This is a genomic window from Uliginosibacterium flavum (genome assembly GCF_040566545.1).
Lineage (GTDB): Bacteria > Pseudomonadota > Gammaproteobacteria > Burkholderiales > Rhodocyclaceae > Uliginosibacterium > Uliginosibacterium flavum.
The window spans coordinates 133,146-154,165 of sequence record NZ_JBEWZI010000002.1 but is presented as its reverse complement, the minus strand read 5'-3'; the positions used below and the strand labels follow the sequence as shown (position 1 = coordinate 154,165).

Sequence of the window (21,020 nt, the reverse complement as noted above, 5' to 3'; positions counted from 1 at the left end):
GGATCGCCATGACCTGAAGAACAGCATGAGAAGGATTTGTGCTGGCAGTCTGTCCGCACAGTGGTGCTGCATGCGCTTCTTCGGCCCCCTCTATGTAAGCTTTCTGTACCCGGCCGCCAGACGCAGTGCGGCTGAGGCGTGTGATGCCGTAAAATCCCCCCACTTCCCGTCTTCAAGCCTCCCAAGGAACCGCCATGCCCGTGAATCTGCCTCTGCCGCTTGCCCATCAACTCCTGCCGGTCGCTGGTGTGCGCCTAGGGACCGCCGAGGCGGCGATCCGCAAGCCCAACCGGCGCGATCTGGCCTTGATCGAGCTTGTGCCGGGCAGCCGCGTGGCTGGCGTATTCACGCAAAATCGCTTCTGTGCCGCACCGGTTACTGTGTGCAAGGAACATCTGGCAGCCGGACCGATTCGCGCACTGGTCATCAACACCGGTATTGCCAATGCCGGCACTGGCGAACTGGGCATTGCCAACGCGCATCTGAGCTGCGACGCCGTGGCTGAAATGCTGGGCGTGGCGGCGGCCGAAGTGCTGCCCTTCTCGACTGGCGTGATCCTTGAACACCTGACGGTCGACAAGCTCATCGCCGGCCTGCCCGCTGCCAAGGCCGCGCTGAAGGACGATGGCTGGTACGAAGCCTGTCACGCCATCATGACCACCGATACCCAGCCCAAGTGCGCCTCGCGCCAAATTGTCATTGGTGGCAGGACCGTCACCCTGACCGGCATGAGCAAGGGTGCGGGCATGATCAAACCGAATATGGCCACCATGCTCGGTTTCCTCGCTACCGATGCGGACGTCGCCCAGCCGCAGCTCAACGCCTTGGTGAAAGAGGCTGCCGATCTGTCATTCAACAGCATCACCGTGGATGGCGATACTTCCACCAATGACAGCTTCATTCTGATCGCTACCGGCGCATCCGGCGCCCCGGCCATTACCGATATCACTTCCGCCGACTACAAGGCACTGCGCGACGCCGTGGTCGATCTTTCCGTGTGGCTGGCGCAAGCCATCGTGCGCGACGGCGAAGGCGCCACCAAATTCATGAGCATCGTCATCGAAGGCGGCAAGAGCCGCGACGAGTGCCGCCAGATCGCTTACGCCGTGGCCCACTCGCCGCTGGTCAAGACCGCCTTCTTCGCCTCCGACCCCAACCTCGGCCGCATCCTCGCTGCCATCGGCTATGCCGGCGTGCTGGACCTGGACGTCAGCACGCTGCGCGTGTGGCTGGGTGATGGCAAGGAAGAAGTGCTGGTCGCTCACCATGGCGGTCGTGCCGCCGCCTACCGTGAGGAAGATGGTTCGCGCATCATGAAAAATGCCGAAATCACCGTGCGTGCCGATCTGGCACGGGGCGATGCGGCGGCGACGGTGTGGACCTGCGACTTCTCGTATGACTACGTGAAGATCAATGCGGATTACCGGTCGTGATGCTCGCCTGATCTGGACAACAAAAAGCCCGCTCTGTGTAGCGGGCTTTTTGTTGCGCGGGGCTTTTTTTGGGGCGTGAGCGCTCCGGGAGTCAAAGAGTTCAGCGCACGGGGTTTGTCGTAATGGCGCTGACTTTCAGCAGTCGATTACTGGCGCCGCCCAGCATTTTTCCGAAGGGGTCTTTTTGAAGGATGTTGTGCTCAATTATGAGGTCCAGATCTTTCGAGTAAACGTAACGCTCCTGGACGCGCCACGCGTCACCTTCGCAAGTTCTGAGACTGATGTTGCCTTCAATGTCGACAACGGTGACGTTCAGGTGAACGAGCTTGCCATCAATGGTGAGGTCGCGTTCCGAGTCAGAAGAGCGTGCCTTGTAGCCCCCATCGAATTGGCACATATGCCGGGCTGCGTTGGAAGCTTCTGCTTCCCAGAGCGTTTCGAATGTCCACTTCATCCCTGCCTTGAGATCAGAGGTCGGCATCCAGTTCTTGATGGCGGAGGGCTTCAGGTCTTTGCGCTCACCGTTTTTGCTGACGCTGGCAATAAAAGCGAGCTTTTTGTTGAATACTTCTATCGCTCCGTTCGAGTATTTCACGCTGCGCTCTTCACCCGTGTCCGAATCAATGGAATACGATGCTGAAGATTTTTTTTCTTGAAGAATGGACGGCTCAGAAGGCGACTCTTGCTCATATCTCTGCACCGTGAGGTTGATCTTGTCTCCGACTTTTATGCGGTTCGGGGCGGTTGAGTCAAGCTCGGCAGACGCACTTGCAGAAAGCAAGCACAGTGCTGCGCAGGTTATTGCGATCTTCATGATATATGCCTTTCGGTAGTTTTTTTGGCTAAAATTAATGACTTTGGGATTGTACGTGAATTGATGGAGTGCCGTGGGTGGAGAATCGTCTACATGTTTCTTCGCATCTTGCGTGATGCAGAATTTGCGGGAAAACGTGCATGGGTGGGGCAGGCCAAAACTCAGAGTGCGTGGCCGTTTCGTTGGTCAGAAAAGCGAAGCTCCTTCTGACGTCTGGGGGTTGGATTTTGTTTTTTTGAAATGCTTGGGCTGGCGAGATGTCCAGGCGTCGGAAGTGGCCTGCGGCTTTCCTGAATCTCCTACCAAAAAGTAAAAAGCCCGCCGGGTGAGGGCGGGCTTTTCTTAATCGGAACGGATCAGAGGCCGCCAGAGCTTGAAGAACTGGAGCTTGAGCTTGATGAGCCGGAGTTGCTGGCCGTGACGCTGACGAAATCGAATACGCTGGTCGAGGTGACCGATGTGCTGCCGGAAACGCCCATCAAGCCAACGTAAACGCTGTCGCCGAAGGCTGTGTAGCCTGACGCCGCGAAATCCTGCGTTTTGTTGGCCAGCCAGGTGACGCCTCCATCGGTGGAATAGGATACGGTGATCGCCGTGCCGCTACGCACCAGCTTGAGCCACAGCGGTGCTGCCGAAGAGGGCGACAAGGTGTAGCTGGGGCTCAGGGCTGAGCTGCTGGTGGTTTCGTTGTCGTTCTTGCGCTGCTCCCACTGCAGGCGCGGGATGCCGCGCATGATCAGGCCGTAGTAGCGTGAGCCGGCATCCAGGCTGTTGCGGATCATCAGGCCAGCACGCCAGTTGCCGGTACTCATGCCGGTGGGTACGGCTTCCAGCGAAGTCAGGCGGGCGAGCAGGGTGAAGTCCCCTGATAGTTGCTGGTAGGCGAATTGCAGCGTGTCTGAGGCTCCGCCCATGGTGCCCGCAGAGACCAGGGTGTAGATGCCGTTGACGCTGTCGTAGCTGGTGCTTGGCACCGCCGACAGTCCGCCCGAAACATACGCCGTGGTGAGGGTCGTCGAGCCGCTGATCGGTGTGCTGGTGCTCACTCCGCCCGAACTGGATGAGCTTGAACTGGAGCCGCCTGAACTTGAGGACGAACTGCTCGAACTCGACGAGCTTGAGCTGGACGAACTCGACGAGCTGCTGGAACTGGAGCTGGAGCTGGAGGAGCCGCCACTGCTGGCTTTCTGCACTTCATCCCAGTTGCGGTATTCGGCCAGATAGGCTTCGCTGCCAGCGCTGTAGGTGGTGGCAGCACCGCCGATGGTGGTGGCTTTCCATGGTCCGTTGGTCAGGGCGAGGTGTTTGCCGATGACCGAGTTGCGCACGATCATCTTGCCGACGGAACCCGTGCCGTCATCCCACTGTCGGGCGAGGAAGACGCTGTCGTCGGTGGTCAGGCTATCGGCGAGGAAGACGCAGTTGTTGAAGACGAAGCCATGGGCCTGCGTCGCCAGTGTGGATGGAGCTGCGATGTAGCCGCCGGCGGGCTTGCGCGTGCCGGTATAGCGGATCGTTGCGCCATCGAACACTGCGGTGCCCGGGCCGAAGATGAAGTCCACGTCGCCGGTGATCTCGCCGCCGGTGAAGTAGCTGCGCTTGCCGCTATTGGCGAGGTACAGCGTGTCCTGGTTGCTGATCAGACGGACCTTGTCGAACACGACCTTGTCTGCCTTTTCAACGATGACCGCAAGCGCCTGGTTGTTGCTGGCTTCGCTATCGCCCCAGGTGTTCTGGACCGTCATGTTGATGGCGTTGAAGCCGCTATTGAGGATGCGCAGGGTCGAGGAACACTCTTTGCCGATGGTCGTGCGGGCCGCGCAGGTGTTGAACTTGCTGGTCGCTTCGGTGTTACCTGTGTAGGTGGCGGCGCTGACCTTGGCGATGTAATCGGCTTTGGGGCTGTTCTGATAGAGCGCGTTGGTGACGACGACCTTGCTTGCGTCACTTTCCGCGCTGTAGAGCGTGATCGCCGTTGTCGCCGAGCTACTGACTACCAGCAGTTCGTCGTAGCTGCCGGCCTTAACCTGGATGTAAACGCGTGCGGCGGCGCTGGTCGAGGCGGCATTCAGCGCTGACTGGATCGTGCTGTAGCCGGTGCTGCCATCGGGATTGACAACGTAATCCGGCGTGATCGCGCTGGTGTCGATATGCCCGGCGTTGGGCTGACCGGCGCTGGCATTTTGTGGTGCCCAGCTGTCGCTGCCAGCCAGTGCCTTGGCGACCGTGTAATTCGTGGCGGCGCTGTCGTCGAGCATCGGGCGGGTGCTGCTTGCCACTGTGACAGGCAGCTTGCCGGCGCCGGCATTGGCCAGATTGTGTTCGCGCACCTGTGCGGCGGAACTGCCCAGGGTGTAGGCGTAGGGCGGTGTCCAGCCCAGCTCGTTGGTGTAAGCGGCGACGGTGAAGCCACTGCTGGCGCCTGCACTCACGGCGCTGCTGTAACGAGCATCCAGTGCCGCCTTGGCGGCAGCCTCCAGTTCGGACGAGGCGGCGACGCCGTTGAACCAGGAACCGACATCCTTGAACTGGTAGCCGTTGTAGTTGGAGAACACGCGCCCGACAGCGGTCTTGCTGCCCGTCATGTCGAAGACGTTGGCTTCGGACAGGATGCGCGATTCCGCACCCATGCCGATGTAGTAGCTGTTCGGGTAGCTGCTGGCGTCCGTGTTGCCGGTGTAGCTGTTGTTGTACAGATGGAACTGGCCGAAGCGGGCGCGCGGGGCGCGTTGCGTTGTGTCTTGCCAGATATTGTTGTTGAAGCTCATGTGGTTGTAGGCGCGTTCCTTGGCGCCGTTGCCATCGCCCGATCCGCCGACCATATTGGTCTTGTCGTGATTCTTGAAGATCGTGTACGAAATCGTGACGTAGTCGGAGCTGTCCTCGATGTCGATCAGGCCGTCGTGGCGTTGCACGACTTTGGTTACGCCGCCCAGGGTCAGTACTTCAGCGCTATCCGGGTGCGAGCCATCACTGAATGTGCAGTGGTCAATCCATAACTGCTTGCCGGTGACGACGTTGATTGCCTTGTATTTGGCGTTCCATTCTTCCTTGCCCACGGTATTTGTGTAGGCCGGCGCCAGATCCTGCGGTGCCTGGAATTCCAGGTTGCGGACAATGATGTTACTGCCCTGATCTTTGGAAGATCCGCCGTTGATGGTGAAAAAGCCGTCAATGATCTTGGCGTCAGCGCCCACACCCAGGATCGTGGTGTTGGATGGCACCGTGAACTGGATCTGGGCCTTTTGCAGGTTTTGCAGCGTGGTGCGCGCGGATGACAGTTTGCTGATTGCCGCAGTCTCCGCGGTTGTGGGCGTATAGGACTTGTCCACGCTCTTGATGTACAGGTTCCAGTCGTAGTTGGCTGCGGTAGTGCTCAGTGTCTTGTAATAGGCTTCGTCAGCGAATTTGCCGTTGCCCAGATCAGTGCCGTAGATCGAGCCGACCACGTAGATGATCTTGGCTTCATTCTTGGCATTGATCTGCGCCGTGGTATCTGTGGCAGACCAGCTGGAGCTGTTGCGGTTTTCCAGTGCCGCGTTCATTTCTGCGCGGTTGTGTACGACGTAGATGTTGCTCGTCGGCGCGCCTGCACCGCCTGTGGTGCCTGTGCCTTGCGAGGCCCAACCGCTGGGGATGGCGCTGGCGCTCAATGTAGCGCCGCCCGAGGAACTGCTGGAGGATGAGCCTGAGCTTGCACCGCTGGAAGAGCTGCCGGCGTTTGATTCCGTGCCACCACCACCGCTGCCTCCGCCGCCACAAGCGGTGAGGAAAGCGAGTAATGCGGCACCAAGGCATGCTTTGCCCCAGGCACAGCTGCGTGCGAATTTCATGAGTGTCACCCCCGGATGTTTTATTACCAGGCGCAATCGGCAGACTGAGCCTGAATTTTGTTCAGGCGTGAAATTATCCCAAGATGAGACCGGGAACAAGGGGCGTGTTGTTTTTGTGAGACGTGCCCGAAGAACCGCGCGTGGCGGGGCTCTTCGGGCAGGGTTGCCGCAAAGGTCCGCTGTGCGCGGATCTTCGGGATTGCTCCGAAGAAGCTTATCCCGCGCGCCCGAGCCGGTACAGCGCGACGCTGGCGAAATTGTTCGGGTCGAGGTCGATGGCACGGTCCTCGTCGAAGGCCGCGCGTTCCAGCACTTTGATACCGCGTTTCTCGCACAGTTGTTCGAAATCGGTCATAGTGAAAAAACGCACGTTCGGCGTGTTGTACCACTGGTGCGGCAGGCTGTCGGACACCGGCATGTGGCCTTCGTTGATGGCCATGCGATGGCGCCAGTAACCGAAGTTGGGAAAGCTGACTACCGCCTCGCGGCCCACGCGCAGCATTTCGCTGAGGATGCCTTCGGTGTTGTGCACCGCCTGCAGCGACAGGCTCATGATCACGTAGTCGAAATGCCCGTCTTCGATGCCGGCCAGTCCTTGTTCCAGATCGAACTGCAGCACATTGATGTGGTTGGCAATGCAGGCCGTGACATGGGCGGAGTCGCGCTCCACGCCATAGCCATGCGTGTGTTTGGTGGCGGCGAGGTGCTGCAGCAATTCACCGTCGCCGCAGCCCAGATCCAGCACCCGGGCGCCTTCGCGCACCCAGTTGGCGATCACGTCGAAGTCGGTGCGGTTTTGTTGGCCGATTTTTACCATGATGATCAGACCTCGATATTGGCAAAGTACGCGCGCATCGCGGCGTGGTAATGCGGCTCGTCGAGCAGGAAGGAGTCATGACCGGCGTTGCTGTCGATTTCGGCGTAGCTGACGTCGCGGCCATTGTGCAGCAAGGTGTACACGAGCTCGCGCGAACGCGCCGGCGGGAAGCGCCAGTCGGTAGTGAAGGAGGCGAGGAAAAATTTCGCCTTGGCCCGCGCCAGCGCCGCCTTCAGATCACCGCCATAGTCGAAGGCTGGATCGAAATAATCGAGCGCCTTGGTGGTCAGCAGATAGGTGTTTGCATCGAAAAACTTGGCGAATTTGTCGCCCTGATAATTCAGATAAGACTCGATTTCGAATTCGACACCGTAGTGATACTTGTGCTCACCATGGCGCAGTTTGCGGCCGAATTTCTCGGCCATCGAATCGTCCGACAGATAGGTAATGTGGCCGATCATGCGTGCCAGGCGGAGGCCGCGTGTGGGCACCACGCCGTGTTTGGCGTAATCCCCGCCGTGAAATTCGGGATCGGTCAGGATAGCTTGGCGCGCGACTTCGTTGAAGGCGATGTTCTCGGTGGAGAGCTGCGGTGCGGCGGCGATGACCATGCCGTGGCGCACGCGGTCTGGGTGGCGCAGCGTCCACGCCAGTGCCTGCATGCCGCCGAGGCTGCCGCCGAGGACGGCAGCCCAAGCATCGATGCCGAGGCGATCCGCCAGCCGTGCCTGGGCGTCGACCCAGTCTTCCACGGTGACGAAGGGGAAGCTCGCGCCCCAGGCTTCACCGGTTGTCGGGTTGATGCTGATCGGGCCGGTCGAACCGAAACACCCGCCCAGATTATTCACGCCGACCACAAAGAATTTATTGGTATCCAGCGGCTTGCCGGGGCCGACAAGGTTGTCCCACCAGCCCAGACTTTTCGGCTGGCCCGCGTAAGTGCCGGCGACGTGATGCGAGCCGGACAGGGCGTGGCACACCAGAACCGCGTTGGATCTGGCTGCGTTGAGCGTGCCGTAGGTTTCGAAGACCAGATCGTAGGCTGGCAGTACACCGCCGCTGCGTAGCGCGAGTGGCTCGGAAAAGTGTGCACATTGCGGCTCGACGACGCCGACACTGCCTTGTGAAGTCATGTGATCACCAGAAAAGCAAAAACCCGATCAGCTAAAGCGTGATCGGGTTTTGTGGGCCCATCCGCTTTAGCCGTATTTTTAACGCGCCCGCAAGCTGAATCAAATCGGCGCAACAGGGGTGAAATTACCCGCAGGAGCAAGGAAAGTCAAACCGCCGCTTGCGGCGGAGTGCTGAGTTCTGAGGATTGAGTGCTACCGCCAGTGGCAGAGTTCCGAGTGCTGAGGACTGAGTGCTGAGTGGGCATGCTTGAAAAGCCTCACCAGGTAAGCTTCTTCGGGCAGGTGTGCTGAAGATGCTTGATGGGAGCGGATCTCGGGATACGCTGCCTCAGCAATCAGTACTGCGCCGCAGGCGGCGCTTAAAGTCTATCGACCGCTTCGCGAATCTTGTCCGGTTCGTCGAGCTTAAGGATCTTGGCGACTTTGATCGCCAGTTCGGCGCTGTTCGAGCGCAGGATTTCCTGTTTGACCTCGAGGATCTGCGAGGGGTGCATCGAGAACTGATGCAGGCCCATACCCAGCAGCAGACGCGTAAATTGTTTGTCGCCGGCCATTTCGCCGCAGACCGACACGGGAATTCCAGCCTTGGCGCCGGTCTGGATGGTCAGGGCGATCAAGCGCAGGATGGCCGGGTGCAAGGGGTCGTAGAGGTGCGAAACTGCCGCGTCGGTGCGGTCGATCGCCAGGGTGTACTGGATCAGATCGTTGGTGCCGATCGACAGGAAGTCCAGACGTTTGATGAAGATCCCAAGCGCCAGTGCGGCTGCTGGAATCTCGATCATGCCGCCGATGGGAATGGCTTCGTCGAATTTGATCTTCTCTGCGCGCAGTTGGGATTTGGCTACTTCGAGCGCTGCCAGCGAGGCGTCAACCTCGTGTGCGTGGGCCAGCATCGGGATCAGGATGCGGATCTTGCCGTGCAGAGATGCGCGCAGCAGCGCACGCAGCTGGACGAGGAACATTTGCGGTTCGGCCAAGCAGTAGCGGATCGCGCGCAGGCCGAGTGCCGGGTTGGTTTCGAGACGTGGCCCGCCGCTGGAGAGATTCTTGTCCGCACCGATGTCGAGGGTGCGAATGGTCACCGGCTTGCCGCCCATGCCGGTTGCGACGGCACGATAGGCTTCGTACTGCTCTTCTTCCGTGGGCAGGGTGTCGCGATTCATGAAGAGGAATTCGGTGCGGAACAGGCCAACACCATCCGCATAGACTTCCTTGACGCCAGGGACGTCGCGCGCCAGTTCGATATTGGCTTGCAGCGAGACTTCTACGCCGTCGATGGTAGCGGCGCGGTTGGCCTTGAGGCGTTTGAGCTTGGTGCGCTCGAGTTCGATCGCACTGCGACGCAGGCGATATTCTTCGAGGACGCGTTCGTCGGGATCGATGATGGCGACGCCGCGCGCACCGTCGATGATGATGATGTCGTCGTCGCGGGCGATGTGGCGGATGTGACGCAGGCCGACGACTGCCGGGATGGCCAGGCTGCGCGCAACGATTGCGGTGTGTGAGGTGGCTCCACCGACATCGGTGACGAAGCCGGCAATCTGGCTGTCCTTGAAATGAATGGTATCGGCAGGCGAAAGGTCGTGGGCCACCACGATGGTGTCCAGACCGTCTTTGCCGCGCCGGGACCCGACCCGGCTGGGGTGGCCGAGCAGAGCCTTGAGCACGCGCTCGACAACCTGAATGACGTCGGCCTTGCGTTCGCGCAGGTAGGGGTCTTCGATATTGTCGAAGGCATCGACAATGACTTCCATCTGCTGCACCAGCGCCCATTCGGCATTGCAGCGTCGTTCCCGGATCAGCTTGCAGGCCGTGGTGACCAGCATCGGGTCGTCGAGCAGCATGGTGTGCAGGTCTACGAAAGCCGCGACTTCAGATTGCGCGGTGGCCGAGACTTCACGCAGGGTGCGCAGTTCGAAGCGCACCTTGGCCGCCGCGTCTTCCAGGCGCATCACTTCGTCTTCGACATGGCGCGGGGCGATCAGCAGGTGATCGACCTCCAGCAGCGCATGTGACACGAGGTGGGCTCGCCCGATGGCGATGCCTTGCGAAACGGGAAGGCCGTGGATGACGAAAGACATGGTTTGGGCGGACTCTATTCGCGTTCGCCGAAGCGACTGGCAATCAACTCCACGATGGCTTGCAGTGCGGCGTCCGCATCTTCACCTTCGGTCTCGACAGTGAGTTTGGTGCCGTGAGCGGCAGCCAGCATCATCACGCCCATGATGCTCTTGGCGTTAACGCGGCGTCCGTCACGTTCCAGCCATACATCACTGCGGAACTGGGTTGCCAGCTGGGTCAATTTGGCCGAAGGGCGGGCATGCAGGCCCAGTCGGTTGGCTATTTCGGTCATCGCACGGGGCATTTCAAGACCTTCCTTTTATATGCAGCACGCCATCGCAAGCGCCTGAGATGGCTTTTTGTACTACGGTTTGAATATCGCTCTTTTCCCGGTAGGTCAAGACGCGCAGCAGCATTGGGACGCTGACGCCAGCCACGCCTTCGATCTTTCCGGGGACGAGAAGTTTCATGGCAATGTTGGACGGCGTGGCGCCATAAATATCGGTAAGCACCAGGACGCCTTCTCCATCATCCACGCTGGTCAGCAGACGATGGGCTTCGTCGAGGACTTCATTTGGTTCATCTTGCGCAGCCACGCCAAGCTGCGCGATGTGCAGCGGGCGCTTGTTGATCACATGGCAAATGCACTGGATCAAGGATTCGCCCAAGGCGCCATGGGTAATGATGAGAAGGCCAATCATGCGCGTGTTTCGAGGCTGTGCAAGGCGAACCTTACTCTAGCACTTCCCCCGGTTCGACACCCTGTGCCCAGCGCAGACGTGCCCGCATGTCCGTGCTCAGTGTGATCTTGCCTGCCTCATCGACGCGCAGTACGTGTGACACATTGAAGCGACGAGCCATCTCGCGCCATTCCTTGCCGGCGAGAAAAACCGGTTTGCTGGCCACGTCGGAGAGCATGCCGGCATTGGCGCGCGGGGTGATCAGGACGGTGACGGCCTGGGTGTGACGTGCCGGTTCCCCGTTGCGTGGATCCAGCAGGTGGCTGTAGCGGCGACCGTCCAGATCGAAGAAGCGCTGGTAATCGCCGGAGGTGCCGATGGCTTCGCCGTCGTACAGCGCCAAGGTGGCCAGCGGGCCGGAGTTGCGCGGATGCTGGATGCCGACCGTCCACGGCTGCTGGCCTTTACTGCCCAGCGCCATGACATTGCCGCCGATGTTGATCAGGGCATTGTGGATGCCGTGTTCGTGCAGGATGGCCGCAGCCTTGTCGAGTGCCCAGCCTTTGGCGATGCCACCGAAGTCCAGGGCGACAGCCGGGTTGCGGCTGCTGACCTGATTGCCCTTGATTTGCAGGTCGCTCATGCGTGGCTGGGCGGCAATCAGTTTGCGCAGCGCTTCCGGGTCGGGCACGCGCGCTACGAAGGTGTCGGTGTGAAAGCCCCAGAGCTGAATCAGATTGCCAATGGCCGGATCGAACAGGTGATCGCCCTGTTCGGCGTAAGTCAGTGCTGACTGGATCAGACCGAGCATTTCGGGCGTGACGCTGGCCGCCTCACTACGCGCCAGCGCCTGATTCAGATTCGTCAGTTCGGAAGGCTGCCAGGCGTGGTAGGTGCGGTGCAGGCGGTCGAATTCGCGCAGTACTGCGGCGATGGCGTCGCGGGCTTGAGCCTCAGGCGCGCCTTGGGTGACGACTTCCACACGGGTGCCGAAAACGAAGGACTCCTGCTGTAGTACCGGCCCGTCGCCGCAGGCGACCAGAGCGCAGCTCAGGCAGATGAGAAGCAGGCTGCGCAGGATCCTGCGCAGCGAGTGACGATCAGGGGTTGATGTACTGCAGGGAGACATGCCTCTATGATACGGCAGCTCGCACGCTGCATCACTCTTGGCTCACTGCAAATTCTGCAGGGCGAGGATGCGCTCGTTGAAGTATTTGTGGTGTGCGAGCGGGTCGCTAGTGGTATTGGTCGGGCCTTGGCCGTGTTCGATGGCTTCTATCAGTACCTGAGTGGATATGCCATTGTTGTCGAGCATGGACAAGGCATAGCGATCCGCCTCAAGCACGTGTTCGCGGGTGTAGTCAGCCTGGTTCAGACCGCGTGCCAGTGCGCGCACGCTGCTTTCGCTGCTGCCGATCAAGGCGGAGGAGGCCAGCCAGTACAGGTTGTGTTCAATCGCATTGTGCAAGGCGTGGCGGTGATACAGATGCCCCAGTTCGTGGCACAGCAAGGCCAGCCGTTCGGATTGATCCGGCACGGACTCCAGAAGCTGGTCGGTGACGATGATTTCGCCGCCGGGCAAGGTCAGCAAGGTGTTGCCCGCGCTCTGGTTGCGCCGGAACAGCAGTCGATAAGGCGGCGCGCCCTGAGGGGCTGCATTCAGTGCAGCAAACTGATCACGCAGAGCGTCTTGCTCCGCCAGCGGGCGCAGTGAGGGCATCAGCACGCTGCTTTCCAGATTACTCAGGACTTGTTCGGAGCTGGCGCGCACCCAGCTGCCCGGCAGGCCGTTGGCCAGAGTTTCGGCCAGACGTGGCGTCATCAGGTGAATGCCGGCACTCAGCGCCGCCGTGCACACAAGCAGGCTCAGGACGATCCTGATGCGATTGCGCGCCAACCAGCCGTCGGCTTCGATCGTGCTGCGAACTTCGCTCAAAGGAGAGAGGGGCGGGCGTGCCGGCGTCTTGCGCAATGTGGGCAGCAGTGGCGGTGGGCTCAGCGGCGGGACGTGCAGCGTGCGCATGAAGTTCAGTCGGCAGAAGTGGCTGTCAATGTCCTGATTATGAAGAGCTGACAGAGGCCGACTGATGAAGCGCCCGTAGGTCGGTAAGGGAGGAAAGGGCAGCTGTTGCTGGCTGACACTGCTGCGGGGCAAAGCGCCTACACGGACTCCAGCGCAAGGATGACCTGACTGGCAATGTCATAACCGGTTTGCTGGGCGATTTCTACCATGCAGGTCGGGCTGGTGACATTGATTTCGGTGAGATGGCCGCCAATCATGTCCAGTCCGACGATGAGCAGGCCGCGTGCCCACAGAATAGGCCCCAGCGCTTCGGCGATCTCGCGCTCGCGTGCGCTCAACGGCATGGCGACGCCACGGCCGCCGGCGGCCAGATTGCCGCGCGTCTCGCCCGCCATCGGAATGCGCGCCAGGCTGTAGGGCATCACCTGACCGGCGATCAGCAGCACGCGTTTGTCGCCTTCGCTGATCTGCGGCAGATAGCGTTGCGCCATGATGCTGCGGCGCCCCAGATCGGTCAGGGCTTCAAGGATCGCGTTGCGGTTCGGATCGTCTGCGCGCACGCGAAAGATGCCGCTGCCGCCCATGCCATCCAGCGGTTTGAGGATCACATCACCGAGTTCGTCGATGAAGGCCTGCAAGCTCGTCGAATCCCGCGCGACCAGCGTGGTTGGCGCGAACTGCGGGAATTCGGTGAGTGAGAGCTTTTCGGAATGATCGCGGATCGCACGCGGATTGTTGAAGACTTTGGCGCCCTGCGCGACAGCGCGCTCCAGAATCCAGGTGGCGGCGATGTACTCGGCGTCGAAGGGCGGATCCTGACGCATCAGCACGGCGTCAAAATAGGCGAGTGGCTGCAAGGCAGGCGCAGCGGCGCTGTACCAGTGGGCATCGTCGGAAGCCAAGACCAGCGCGGCTGCCAGGGCATGCACCTCGCCATCCCGCACCAGAAGCCCATCTCGGCCAATCGCGAAAACCTGATGCCCGCGCGCCTGGGCTGAGCGCATCATGGCCACGCTGGAGTCCTTGTAGGCTTTCAGCTTGTCCAGCGGGTCGATGATGAAGGCGATTTTCATGCAAATCCTTTTTCGATGGAACAGCTTTCAGTTCCATCCGCGATGCTCCCCTCACCCTTTAAGGGAGAGGAGCTGGGGGAGCAGGTAGCAGGGTTGATCAGGCAGGGACAGCCAATAATTCCGCTGGCGCCGTCTGCTCCAGCTCCAGCGCCGCAGCGACCAGCGCCAGTCGCGCCACCACGCCGTAGGCGTAAAAACGGTTGGGCGGCGCGTCCGGAGCCTGCTTGCAATCCGGCACATTGCAGCAGGTCTCGAAAGCCAGCGGTTCGAAGTGCATGCCTGGCGCGTTGAGGTTCTCGTCGCGCCCACGATCACCGTGCACGCGGTAGAAACCGCCGACCACGTAGTGATCCATCATGTAGACGACAGGTTCCGCCACGCCGCCATTCACCGTTTCCAGCGTATGCACACCTTCCTGGATGATGACTTCGGAGACCTGCTGGCCTTCCTTGATTACGCTCATCTTGTTGCGCTGGCGGCGGTTCAGACCGATCACCTCGCTGGCGTCGCGTACTGTCATCACGCCCATGCCGTAGGTGCCGGCGTCGGCCTTGACCACGACGAAGGGCGTTTCCTTGATGCCGTACTCGGCGTACTTCTGGCGAATCATGGTCAGCAGGCCGTCGACCTGCATCGCCAGACAGTCCTCACCGGTGCGTTCGTGGAAATTGATCTCGCCGCAGCTGCCGAAATACGGATTGATCAGCCAGGGGTCGATGTTCAGCAGGCGGGCGAAATCCTTGGCCACCTTGTCGTAGGCCGCGAAGTGAATGGATTTGCGCCGTGTGGCCCAGCCCGCATGAATCGGCGGCAGCAGCCATTGCTCGTCCAGCCCCTGCAGAATGGGCGGGGCACCGGCCGAGAGGTCGTTGTTGAGCAGAATCGCACAGGGATCAAAGCCTGCCAAACCCAGACGATTGCCCGTACGGACCAGCGGTTCGAGGATCAACTGGCCGCCATCGGGCAGATCCACCGGCGTCGGTGCGGTGATTTCCGGCAGCAGCGAGCCGATGCGCACATTCAACCCGGTCAGGCCGAGGATGTTGGCGATCTGCGCCACGTTCTGCAGATAGAACTGGTTGCGCGTGTGGTTTTCCGGGATCAGCAGCAGATTGCTGGCGTTCGGGCACAGGCGCTCGACGGCGGCGTGGGCCGCTTGTACACACAGCGGCAGAAAATCGCGATTCAGGTTATTGAAACCGCCCGGGAACAGGTTCATGTCCACCGGCGCCAGTTTGAAGCCGCTATTGCGCAGATCGACCGAGCCATAAAAGGGTGGCGTGTGTTCCATCCACTGGCTGCGGAACCATTGTTCGATGCGGGTCGCGTTGTCGAGCAGGCCCTGCTCAAGTGCGAGCAGCGGGCCGGAGAGGGCAGTGGTCAGGTGCGGCACCATGGCTAGTCTCTTTCTGTGTGTGGGCAGGCGCTTGGCCGGGCAGGCGATGGTACTCCAATCGGCTGACGACAGTCTTTCTCAGGCGGGCGTGTAGCGAATCGCGTAAAATCCGCTTTTACAAGACAAATCAATGGATTCCTCTCCCATGTTCTCTGGAATTGTCGCGGCCGTGGGCCGCATCGTGGCTTGTGATCCCCTGCAGGATGGCGTGCGTCTCAGTGTCGATGTTGGTGCCTGGGATATTGCGGATATTGCCATCGGTGATTCGGTCGCCCATAACGGCGTGTGCCTGACTGCCGTCGAAAAGCTCGGCTCGGTGTTGCGCTACGACGTCTCGCGTGAATCGCTCAATTGCACCGTAGGCCTTGATCAGCCGGGGGGCGAGCTGAATCTGGAAAAAGCCCTGAGTTTCAATGATCGTCTGGGTGGTCATCTGGTCAGTGGTCACGTTGATGGTGTGGGCGAAGTGCTCAAGTTCGAGCCGGTGGCGGAAAGCCATGAGCTGGTGATTCGCGCACCTGCTGCAATTGCCGGCTACATTGCACGCAAGGGTTCGATTACCGTCGATGGTGTCAGCCTGACCGTTAACTGGGTACGGGACCGCGATTTTTCAATCAACCTGATTCCACATACGGTGCAAGTCACCACGCTCAAGCGCCTCAAGGCCGGCTCGCAGGTCAATCTGGAGATTGATCTGATCGCGCGCTACGTCGAGCGCATGCTCGAATGGAAAAACTCGAATCCCGACTCCGCCCAGGCGTGAGTGTCTCTCAGCCGGAACCATGAAAATGAATCAAACACCCAGCAGCGTTCTTTCCCCAGTTCGCGACATCATCGAAGACATCCGTGCCGGGCGCATGGTGATCCTGATCGACGATGAAGATCGCGAGAACGAGGGCGATATCGTCATCGCCGCACAGCACGTCACGCCAGAGTCGATCAACTTCATGGCGAAGTTCGCACGCGGCCTGGTCTGTCTGACCCTGACCGAGGAGCGTTGTCGCCAGCTCGGCATCAACCAGATGGCACGCGACAATCGCAGCCAGTTTTCCACGGCCTTTACCGTGTCGATTGAAGCTGCCGAAGGCGTGACCACCGGCATTTCCGCCGCCGATCGCGCCCGCACCGTGCAGGCCGCCGTGGCGCGCAATGCCAAGCCGAGCGACATCGTCCAGCCCGGCCATGTCTTCCCGATCATGGCCAAGCCCGGCGGCGTGCTGGTGCGCGCGGGTCATACCGAAGCCGGTTGCGACCTGGCCGCGCTGGCCGGTCTGGAGCCGGCCTCTGTGATCTGCGAAATCATGAATGATGATGGCAGCATGGCGCGCCTGCCCGACCTGATCCCGTTTGCCAAAGAGCATGGCCTGAAGATCGGCGCGATCCGCGATCTGATCCACTATCGTTCGGCGGTTGAAAAACTGGTCGAGCGTGTGGCCGACAAAGTCGTGCCCACGGCGCACGGCGAATTTCACTTGGCCGCGTTCACTGATGGCGCTTCCGGCGATCTGCATCTGGCCATGTACAAGGGCGAGATCAAGCCCGACGTGGAAACCCTGGTGCGCGTGCACGAGCCGATCTCGGTGCTCGATTTTCTCGATGCCGGCAACAGCCGCCACAGCTTTACCGTCGATGACGCACTGGCGCGCATCGCCGCGCATGGCCACGGCGTGTTGATCCTGCTACGCCGCGCCGAGACCAGCGATGAAATGCTCGCCGCGCTGGGCGTCAAACCTGACGTGCAAAAGCCTGCCGCCAAGTGGGACCCACGCCTGTTCGGCATCGGCGCGCAGATCCTGCGCGATCTGGGTGTCGGCAAGATGCGCGTGATGGCCCAGGCTCGCCACATCCCGAACATGACCGGTTTTGGCCTTGAGGTCACCGGCTACGAAGAACCCCTGAACAAATAAATCGGAAAAGCTCATGTCCCGTTTTGAAAATATTCCTGAAATCGCCCAGAGCCTCGATGGTAAGGGCCTGCGTGTCGCCATTGTGGCAGGCCGTTTCAACGCCAACATCGGCGAAGGCCTGCTTGGCAGTTGCGTGACCGAGCTGCTCGCGCGTGGTGTGGCGGCGGAAAACATTCTGATCACCAAGGTGCCCGGCGCGCTGGAAATGCCGCTGACCCTGCAGGCACTGGCAGCTACCGGCCGTTACGATGGCTTGGTGGCGTTGGGTGCGGTGATCCGCGGCGATACCTATCATTTTGAAATTGTGTCCAACGAAATGGCTGCCGGCATCACCAGCGTTCAGCTCGACAGTGGCATCCCGATTGCCAATGGCGTGCTGACCACCAATACCGACGAACAAGCTGAAGTGCGTATGGAAATTAAGGGGCGCGAGTGCGCCCAAGCCGCCATTGAAATGGCCAACCTGTTGAGGACAATCCGCGCATGAGCGAAGAAAACCAAGTAGCCATTCCTGTTGAAGAACCCAAGAAAACCCCGCGTCGTCTGGCGCGCGAAGTTGCCATGCAAGGCCTGTACGAATGGCGCATGAGCGGCAACTCGCTGCCCATGATCGAGCAACACCTGGAGCAAGCCAGCGAAGAATGGGCGCGTGCCGACAAGCCGCTGGCCCTGGTGTTGCTGCGCGGCGCCGCCGGCAACGCCGATGCGCTGGAGATTGACATCACGGCCTGCATCGACCGTCCGCTGACCGAAGTCTCGCCGATCGAACGCGCCATCCTGCTGCTCGGCACCTACGAGTTGACCCACCGCATCGAAACCCCGTATCGCGTCGTCATCAACGAAGCCATCGAGCTGGCCAAATCCTTCGGCGGCACTGACGGCCATCGCTACATCAACGGCGTGCTCGACAAGCTCGCGCCCAAGCTGCGCACGGCCGAAGTCGAACACGCGGCCAAACAACGGGGGAAGAAGGACTGAGGGCTGAGAGCTGAGGACTGAGTAAAAGCCCGTGCGGGCGACGCCCGCAGAAATGTTTACTCAGCACCCAGCACTCAGCACTCAATCCTTTAGTTCGCCATGCCTGGCGAATTCGACCTGATCCGCCGCTTCTTTCATTACCCCACCAGTCACACTGACTTGGGTGTGGGCGATGATGCTGCGCTGTTGCGCGCGCGTCCCGGCATGCAACTGGTGGTGTCGACCGACATGCTGGTGGCCGGCACGCATTTTCTGCCCGACACAGACCCCTTCCTGCTCGGCTGGAAAGCCGCGGCGGTGAATATCTCCGACATGGCCGCGATGGCTGCCGAGCCGCGCTGGATCACGCTTGCGCTGGCCTTGCCGCATGCCGACGAGGAGTGGGTCAGTGCCCTGGCGCGGGGCTTCCGCGAATGTTGCGAGGGCTATTGCGTCGACTGGATCGGCGGCGACACCACGCGTGGCCCCTTGAATTTGTGTCCCACCGTTTTCGGCGAGGTGCCCTTCGAGTCAGCGGTGCGCCGCGATGGCGCTCGCCACGGCGACGACCTCTGGATCTCCGGCTGGCCCGGCATGGCCGCGCTGGGTCTGGCGCAGTTGCAGGGGCAGCTGCAACTGGTCGGCGGCTGGGCCGAATCCTGTCTGGATCGCCTGCACCGCCCACTGCCGCGCGTCGCGCTGGGCATCGGCCTGCGCGGCATCGCCAGCGCCATGCTCGACGTTTCTGATGGCTTGCTCGGCGATCTGAGCCACATTCTGGAGCGCTCGCAAGTCGGCGCCATCATCGAAGAAACTGCCCTGCCGCTGGAGCCGCTGCTGGCTGCCTGTAAAATTACCGAGCGTGCCACAGCTGCCTTGCTCGGCGGTGGCGACGACTACGAATTACTGTTCTGCGTGCCACGCGAAAAGCGCGGACAGGTCGAAGCCCTCAGCCGTCACTTCGAACTGCCGCTGCACCGCATCGGCCGCATCCTCGACAAATCCGGGCTGTGGTTGCAGCGCGGCGATGGTGTGTGCGAGGCTTTGGCGGCGCGAGGGTTTGATCATTTTGTTGCGGCGAAAACGCCGGACTGAAGTCTGATACAGCTAGTTTGAGGAGCTACGAGCTCTTTCACGTCATTCCCGCGAAGGCGGGAACCCAGTGGCTTTGCGAACGTCGCTGGATTCCCGCCTTCGCGGGAACGACGGGGTTTGATGTTGCGCACCTGAATGAACAGCCTTACTGACCAAGGCCTTACTTGATCCCTCCGAATATGCGCCCGACCTTCAAACTCCTCATCTCCCACCCCGCCCATTTCATCTCGCTGGGTTTCGGCTCCGGCCTCGCGCCCAAGGCGCCCGGTACGGTCGGCAGCTTCTTGGCCTGGGGCTTGTATGCCCTGCTGGTGAGCCTTGTCCCGCCTGTGTTTCCGGTATGGGTGCCCGTAGCAGCGCTTCTGGCGGCCTTCTTCATCGGGGCTGCCTGCATAGGCAAGACCGGGGCGGCTCTTGGCGAGGTCGATCATGGCGGCATCGTCTGGGACGAATTCGTCGCGGTATGGTTGGTGCTGGCCCTGATTCCGGCGACTTTCCTGTGGCAACTGGCCGGCGTGGCCGTGTTTCGCTTCTTCGACATCCTCAAGCCCTGGCCGATCTATCTGGCCGACCGGCGCTTCAAGAACGGTCTGGGCGTGATGTTTGATGATGTGCTGGCGGCGGGTTACACGCTGCTGTGTTTGTGGATTGCGCTGAAAGTGCTGGCATGAGCACACAGGCCCTGCTTGATTTTGTTCTTACGCTGGATCGGCTCAAGACCGTTGAGCGCCGCACCAGTCCTGCCGGTCTGGACCGCCGCGAGAACAGTGCCGAGCACAGTTGGCATGGCGCCCTGTGCGCGCTGCTGCTGGAGGGCGAATGTGCGTTCCCGGTTGATGCGAAGCGCGCGGCGCTGCTGCTCCTGATGCACGACGTGCCCGAGATCGAGTGTGGCGACACCTTTGCCTATGCCGCTGCGCGTGACGGTGCGGCCGCTGCCGAAGCGCTGGGTTTGCAGCATCTGCTCGCAACATTGCCGGTGCACACTGGCGATGGCTTGCGGGCGCTGTGGGAAGAATTCACTGCCTGCGTGACGCCCGAGGCACGCTATGCCAACGCGCTGGATCGGGTGATGCCGCTGCTGCACAATATTGCCCATGGCGGAAAAGTGTGGCGTGAAAATGGCGTGAGCCTCGAACAGATCATGGCGCGTAACGGTTTCATTGCCGAAGTGTTGCCGCGCATCTGGCAGATCGTATGGCCGCAGATTGAAACCGTTTATGCAGGAGCCAAGAATGACGCCTGATGTTTATCAACTTGCCGAACAAGTCGGCGCTGCTTTGCTGGCCCAGCAATGGCAACTTGCCACGGCCGAATCCTGTACCGGCGGACTGGTCAGCGCAGCCGTCACGGAAATCGCCGGGTCGAGCGCCTGGTTTGATCGTGGTTTCATCACCTATTCGAACGAGGCCAAGATCGAGCTGCTCGGCGTTTCGCTGCTGACTTTGCACGCGCACGGCGCTGTGTCCGAGCAGACGGTGCATGAGATGCTGGCGGGCGCTCTGGCGAAGTCGGTGGCGCATGTCGCGGTGGCGGTTTCCGGTATCGCCGGCCCCGGCGGTGGCACGCCCGACAAGCCGGTGGGCTGTGTGTGTTTTGGCTGGCAGCGGCGCGGCTATCCGGCGCGTTGCGTGACACAGCACATCGCTGGGGATCGTGCGGCGGTGCGCGAGACGGCGACGCGCGTGGCGCTGGAAGGTGTGCTGGCGCTGGCGCAGGGCTGATTTCAGGGCGGTCCGAGAGCCGCTCGGGGATTGCCTGTGCAGCATGCCGTGCTGAAGAGGCAAGCTGCATGCGG

General features: G+C 60.9%; 20 protein-coding genes and 1 riboswitch. Of the genes, 9 read left to right on the top strand and 11 right to left on the bottom strand.

The genetic code is table 11. From position 1 onward, the window contains the following. Positions 1 to 194 precede the first annotated feature (194 nt). On the top strand, positions 195 to 1,433 hold the full coding sequence (gene argJ, locus ABXR19_RS02380) for a bifunctional glutamate N-acetyltransferase/amino-acid acetyltransferase ArgJ (RefSeq protein ID WP_354599481.1): 1,239 nt from the start codon (positions 195 to 197) through the stop codon (positions 1,431 to 1,433). 100 nt (positions 1,434 to 1,533) lie between these two features. On the opposite strand, the gene ABXR19_RS02375 is transcribed toward argJ, so the two are convergent. From ABXR19_RS02375 to gshA, 11 genes are all read right to left on the bottom strand, one after another. After that, complete coding sequence (locus ABXR19_RS02375; protein ID WP_354599480.1) at positions 1,534 to 2,247, bottom strand: hypothetical protein; 714 nt, start codon at positions 2,245 to 2,247, stop codon at positions 1,534 to 1,536. Positions 2,248 to 2,603: 356 nt separating this feature from the next. Continuing rightward, positions 2,604 to 6,080: a pectinesterase family protein gene (locus ABXR19_RS02370; protein ID WP_354599479.1), complete on the bottom strand. Its 3,477-nt coding sequence runs from the start codon at positions 6,078 to 6,080 to the stop codon at positions 2,604 to 2,606. A 214-nt stretch (positions 6,081 to 6,294) separates the two neighbouring features. Further along, positions 6,295 to 6,897 carry a methionine biosynthesis protein MetW gene (gene metW, locus ABXR19_RS02365; protein WP_354599478.1) on the bottom strand — a complete coding sequence of 201 codons (603 nt, stop codon included), beginning with the start codon at positions 6,895 to 6,897 and terminating at the stop codon, positions 6,295 to 6,297. 5 nt (positions 6,898 to 6,902) lie between these two features. Next, positions 6,903 to 8,030 (bottom strand): homoserine O-succinyltransferase MetX, encoded by a 1,128-nt coding sequence (gene metX / locus ABXR19_RS02360; RefSeq protein WP_354599477.1) that lies wholly within the window; start codon positions 8,028 to 8,030, stop codon positions 6,903 to 6,905. Positions 8,031 to 8,075: 45 nt separating this feature from the next. After that, positions 8,076 to 8,151, bottom strand: a riboswitch (SAM riboswitch). A 238-nt stretch (positions 8,152 to 8,389) separates the two neighbouring features. Continuing rightward, positions 8,390 to 10,111, bottom strand: coding sequence for a phosphoenolpyruvate--protein phosphotransferase (gene ptsP / locus ABXR19_RS02355; protein ID WP_354599476.1), 1,722 nt, complete (start codon positions 10,109 to 10,111; stop codon positions 8,390 to 8,392). Positions 10,112 to 10,125: 14 nt separating this feature from the next. Beyond that, positions 10,126 to 10,395, bottom strand: a complete 270-nt coding sequence (locus ABXR19_RS02350; protein WP_354599475.1) for an HPr family phosphocarrier protein — start codon at positions 10,393 to 10,395, stop codon at positions 10,126 to 10,128. Between the two features lies 1 nt (position 10,396). Continuing rightward, positions 10,397 to 10,792, bottom strand: a complete 396-nt coding sequence (locus tag ABXR19_RS02345; protein WP_354599474.1) for a PTS sugar transporter subunit IIA — start codon at positions 10,790 to 10,792, stop codon at positions 10,397 to 10,399. Positions 10,793 to 10,823: 31 nt separating this feature from the next. Next, positions 10,824 to 11,900 carry an FAD:protein FMN transferase gene (locus ABXR19_RS02340; protein WP_354599473.1) on the bottom strand — a complete coding sequence of 359 codons (1,077 nt, stop codon included), beginning with the start codon at positions 11,898 to 11,900 and terminating at the stop codon, positions 10,824 to 10,826. Positions 11,901 to 11,942: 42 nt separating this feature from the next. After that, entirely contained in the window at positions 11,943 to 12,794 is an 852-nt protein-coding gene (locus ABXR19_RS02335; RefSeq protein WP_354599472.1) for a M48 family metallopeptidase, read from the bottom strand. A gap of 137 nt (positions 12,795 to 12,931) precedes the next feature. Further along, entirely contained in the window at positions 12,932 to 13,867 is a 936-nt protein-coding gene (gene gshB / locus ABXR19_RS02330; RefSeq protein ID WP_354599471.1) for a glutathione synthase, read from the bottom strand. Positions 13,868 to 13,964: 97 nt separating this feature from the next. Then, a complete protein-coding gene (gene gshA, locus ABXR19_RS02325) occupies positions 13,965 to 15,263 on the bottom strand; it encodes a glutamate--cysteine ligase (RefSeq protein ID WP_354599470.1) in 1,299 nt (432 codons plus the stop codon). Positions 15,264 to 15,408: 145 nt separating this feature from the next. Between gshA and ABXR19_RS02320 the strand changes: the two genes are divergently transcribed. From ABXR19_RS02320 to ABXR19_RS02285, 8 genes are all read left to right on the top strand, one after another. After that, positions 15,409 to 16,026, top strand: coding sequence for a riboflavin synthase (locus ABXR19_RS02320; RefSeq protein ID WP_354599469.1), 618 nt, complete (start codon positions 15,409 to 15,411; stop codon positions 16,024 to 16,026). Between the two features lie 25 nt (positions 16,027 to 16,051). Then, positions 16,052 to 17,170 carry a bifunctional 3,4-dihydroxy-2-butanone-4-phosphate synthase/GTP cyclohydrolase II gene (ribBA, locus tag ABXR19_RS02315; protein ID WP_354599468.1) on the top strand — a complete coding sequence of 373 codons (1,119 nt, stop codon included), beginning with the start codon at positions 16,052 to 16,054 and terminating at the stop codon, positions 17,168 to 17,170. Positions 17,171 to 17,183: 13 nt separating this feature from the next. Beyond that, on the top strand, positions 17,184 to 17,657 hold the full coding sequence (gene ribH, locus ABXR19_RS02310) for a 6,7-dimethyl-8-ribityllumazine synthase (protein WP_354599467.1): 474 nt from the start codon (positions 17,184 to 17,186) through the stop codon (positions 17,655 to 17,657). Next, complete coding sequence (nusB, locus tag ABXR19_RS02305) at positions 17,654 to 18,148, top strand: transcription antitermination factor NusB (RefSeq protein ID WP_354599466.1); 495 nt, start codon at positions 17,654 to 17,656, stop codon at positions 18,146 to 18,148. The genes ribH and nusB overlap by 4 nt, the downstream gene beginning before the upstream one ends. A gap of 99 nt (positions 18,149 to 18,247) precedes the next feature. Beyond that, the gene (thiL, locus tag ABXR19_RS02300; RefSeq protein WP_354599465.1) at positions 18,248 to 19,222 is read left to right on the top strand and encodes a thiamine-phosphate kinase; all 975 of its coding nucleotides are present in this window, start codon (positions 18,248 to 18,250) and stop codon (positions 19,220 to 19,222) included. Positions 19,223 to 19,401: 179 nt separating this feature from the next. Continuing rightward, positions 19,402 to 19,893: a phosphatidylglycerophosphatase A family protein gene (locus tag ABXR19_RS02295; protein ID WP_354599464.1), complete on the top strand. Its 492-nt coding sequence runs from the start codon at positions 19,402 to 19,404 to the stop codon at positions 19,891 to 19,893. Continuing rightward, entirely contained in the window at positions 19,890 to 20,468 is a 579-nt protein-coding gene (locus tag ABXR19_RS02290; RefSeq protein WP_354599463.1) for an HD domain-containing protein, read from the top strand. The genes ABXR19_RS02295 and ABXR19_RS02290 overlap by 4 nt, the downstream gene beginning before the upstream one ends. Beyond that, on the top strand, positions 20,458 to 20,946 hold the full coding sequence (locus ABXR19_RS02285; RefSeq protein ID WP_354599462.1) for a CinA family protein: 489 nt from the start codon (positions 20,458 to 20,460) through the stop codon (positions 20,944 to 20,946). Before ABXR19_RS02290 ends, ABXR19_RS02285 begins: the two co-directional genes overlap by 11 nt. The last annotated feature ends 74 nt before the right edge of the window (positions 20,947 to 21,020 follow it).

What these genes read in the sequence shown, in the direction of transcription:
- ABXR19_RS02375 (WP_354599480.1), bottom strand. Translation starts at nt 2,247, where the DNA reads ATGAAGATCGCAATAACCTGCGCAGCACTGTGCTTGCTTTCTGCAAGT.
- ABXR19_RS02370 (WP_354599479.1), bottom strand. Translation starts at nt 6,080, where the DNA reads ATGAAATTCGCACGCAGCTGTGCCTGGGGCAAAGCATGCCTTGGTGCC.
- ABXR19_RS02350 (WP_354599475.1), bottom strand. Translation starts at nt 10,395, where the DNA reads ATGCCCCGTGCGATGACCGAAATAGCCAACCGACTGGGCCTGCATGCC.
- ABXR19_RS02335 (WP_354599472.1), bottom strand. Translation starts at nt 12,794, where the DNA reads ATGCGCACGCTGCACGTCCCGCCGCTGAGCCCACCGCCACTGCTGCCC.
- ABXR19_RS02320 (WP_354599469.1), top strand. Translation starts at nt 15,409, where the DNA reads ATGTTCTCTGGAATTGTCGCGGCCGTGGGCCGCATCGTGGCTTGTGAT.
- ribH (WP_354599467.1), top strand. Translation starts at nt 17,184, where the DNA reads ATGTCCCGTTTTGAAAATATTCCTGAAATCGCCCAGAGCCTCGATGGT.
- ribBA (WP_354599468.1), top strand. Translation starts at nt 16,052, where the DNA reads ATGAATCAAACACCCAGCAGCGTTCTTTCCCCAGTTCGCGACATCATC.
- thiL (WP_354599465.1), top strand. Translation starts at nt 18,248, where the DNA reads ATGCCTGGCGAATTCGACCTGATCCGCCGCTTCTTTCATTACCCCACC.
- ABXR19_RS02345 (WP_354599474.1), bottom strand. Translation starts at nt 10,792, where the DNA reads ATGATTGGCCTTCTCATCATTACCCATGGCGCCTTGGGCGAATCCTTG.
- ABXR19_RS02340 (WP_354599473.1), bottom strand. Translation starts at nt 11,900, where the DNA reads ATGTCTCCCTGCAGTACATCAACCCCTGATCGTCACTCGCTGCGCAGG.
- gshA (WP_354599470.1), bottom strand. Translation starts at nt 15,263, where the DNA reads ATGGTGCCGCACCTGACCACTGCCCTCTCCGGCCCGCTGCTCGCACTT.
- ABXR19_RS02290 (WP_354599463.1), top strand. Translation starts at nt 19,890, where the DNA reads ATGAGCACACAGGCCCTGCTTGATTTTGTTCTTACGCTGGATCGGCTC.
- metX (WP_354599477.1), bottom strand. Translation starts at nt 8,030, where the DNA reads ATGACTTCACAAGGCAGTGTCGGCGTCGTCGAGCCGCAATGTGCACAC.
- gshB (WP_354599471.1), bottom strand. Translation starts at nt 13,867, where the DNA reads ATGAAAATCGCCTTCATCATCGACCCGCTGGACAAGCTGAAAGCCTAC.
- ABXR19_RS02295 (WP_354599464.1), top strand. Translation starts at nt 19,402, where the DNA reads ATGCGCCCGACCTTCAAACTCCTCATCTCCCACCCCGCCCATTTCATC.
- argJ (WP_354599481.1), top strand. Translation starts at nt 195, where the DNA reads ATGCCCGTGAATCTGCCTCTGCCGCTTGCCCATCAACTCCTGCCGGTC.
- ABXR19_RS02285 (WP_354599462.1), top strand. Translation starts at nt 20,458, where the DNA reads ATGACGCCTGATGTTTATCAACTTGCCGAACAAGTCGGCGCTGCTTTG.
- ptsP (WP_354599476.1), bottom strand. Translation starts at nt 10,111, where the DNA reads ATGTCTTTCGTCATCCACGGCCTTCCCGTTTCGCAAGGCATCGCCATC.
- nusB (WP_354599466.1), top strand. Translation starts at nt 17,654, where the DNA reads ATGAGCGAAGAAAACCAAGTAGCCATTCCTGTTGAAGAACCCAAGAAA.
- metW (WP_354599478.1), bottom strand. Translation starts at nt 6,897, where the DNA reads ATGGTAAAAATCGGCCAACAAAACCGCACCGACTTCGACGTGATCGCC.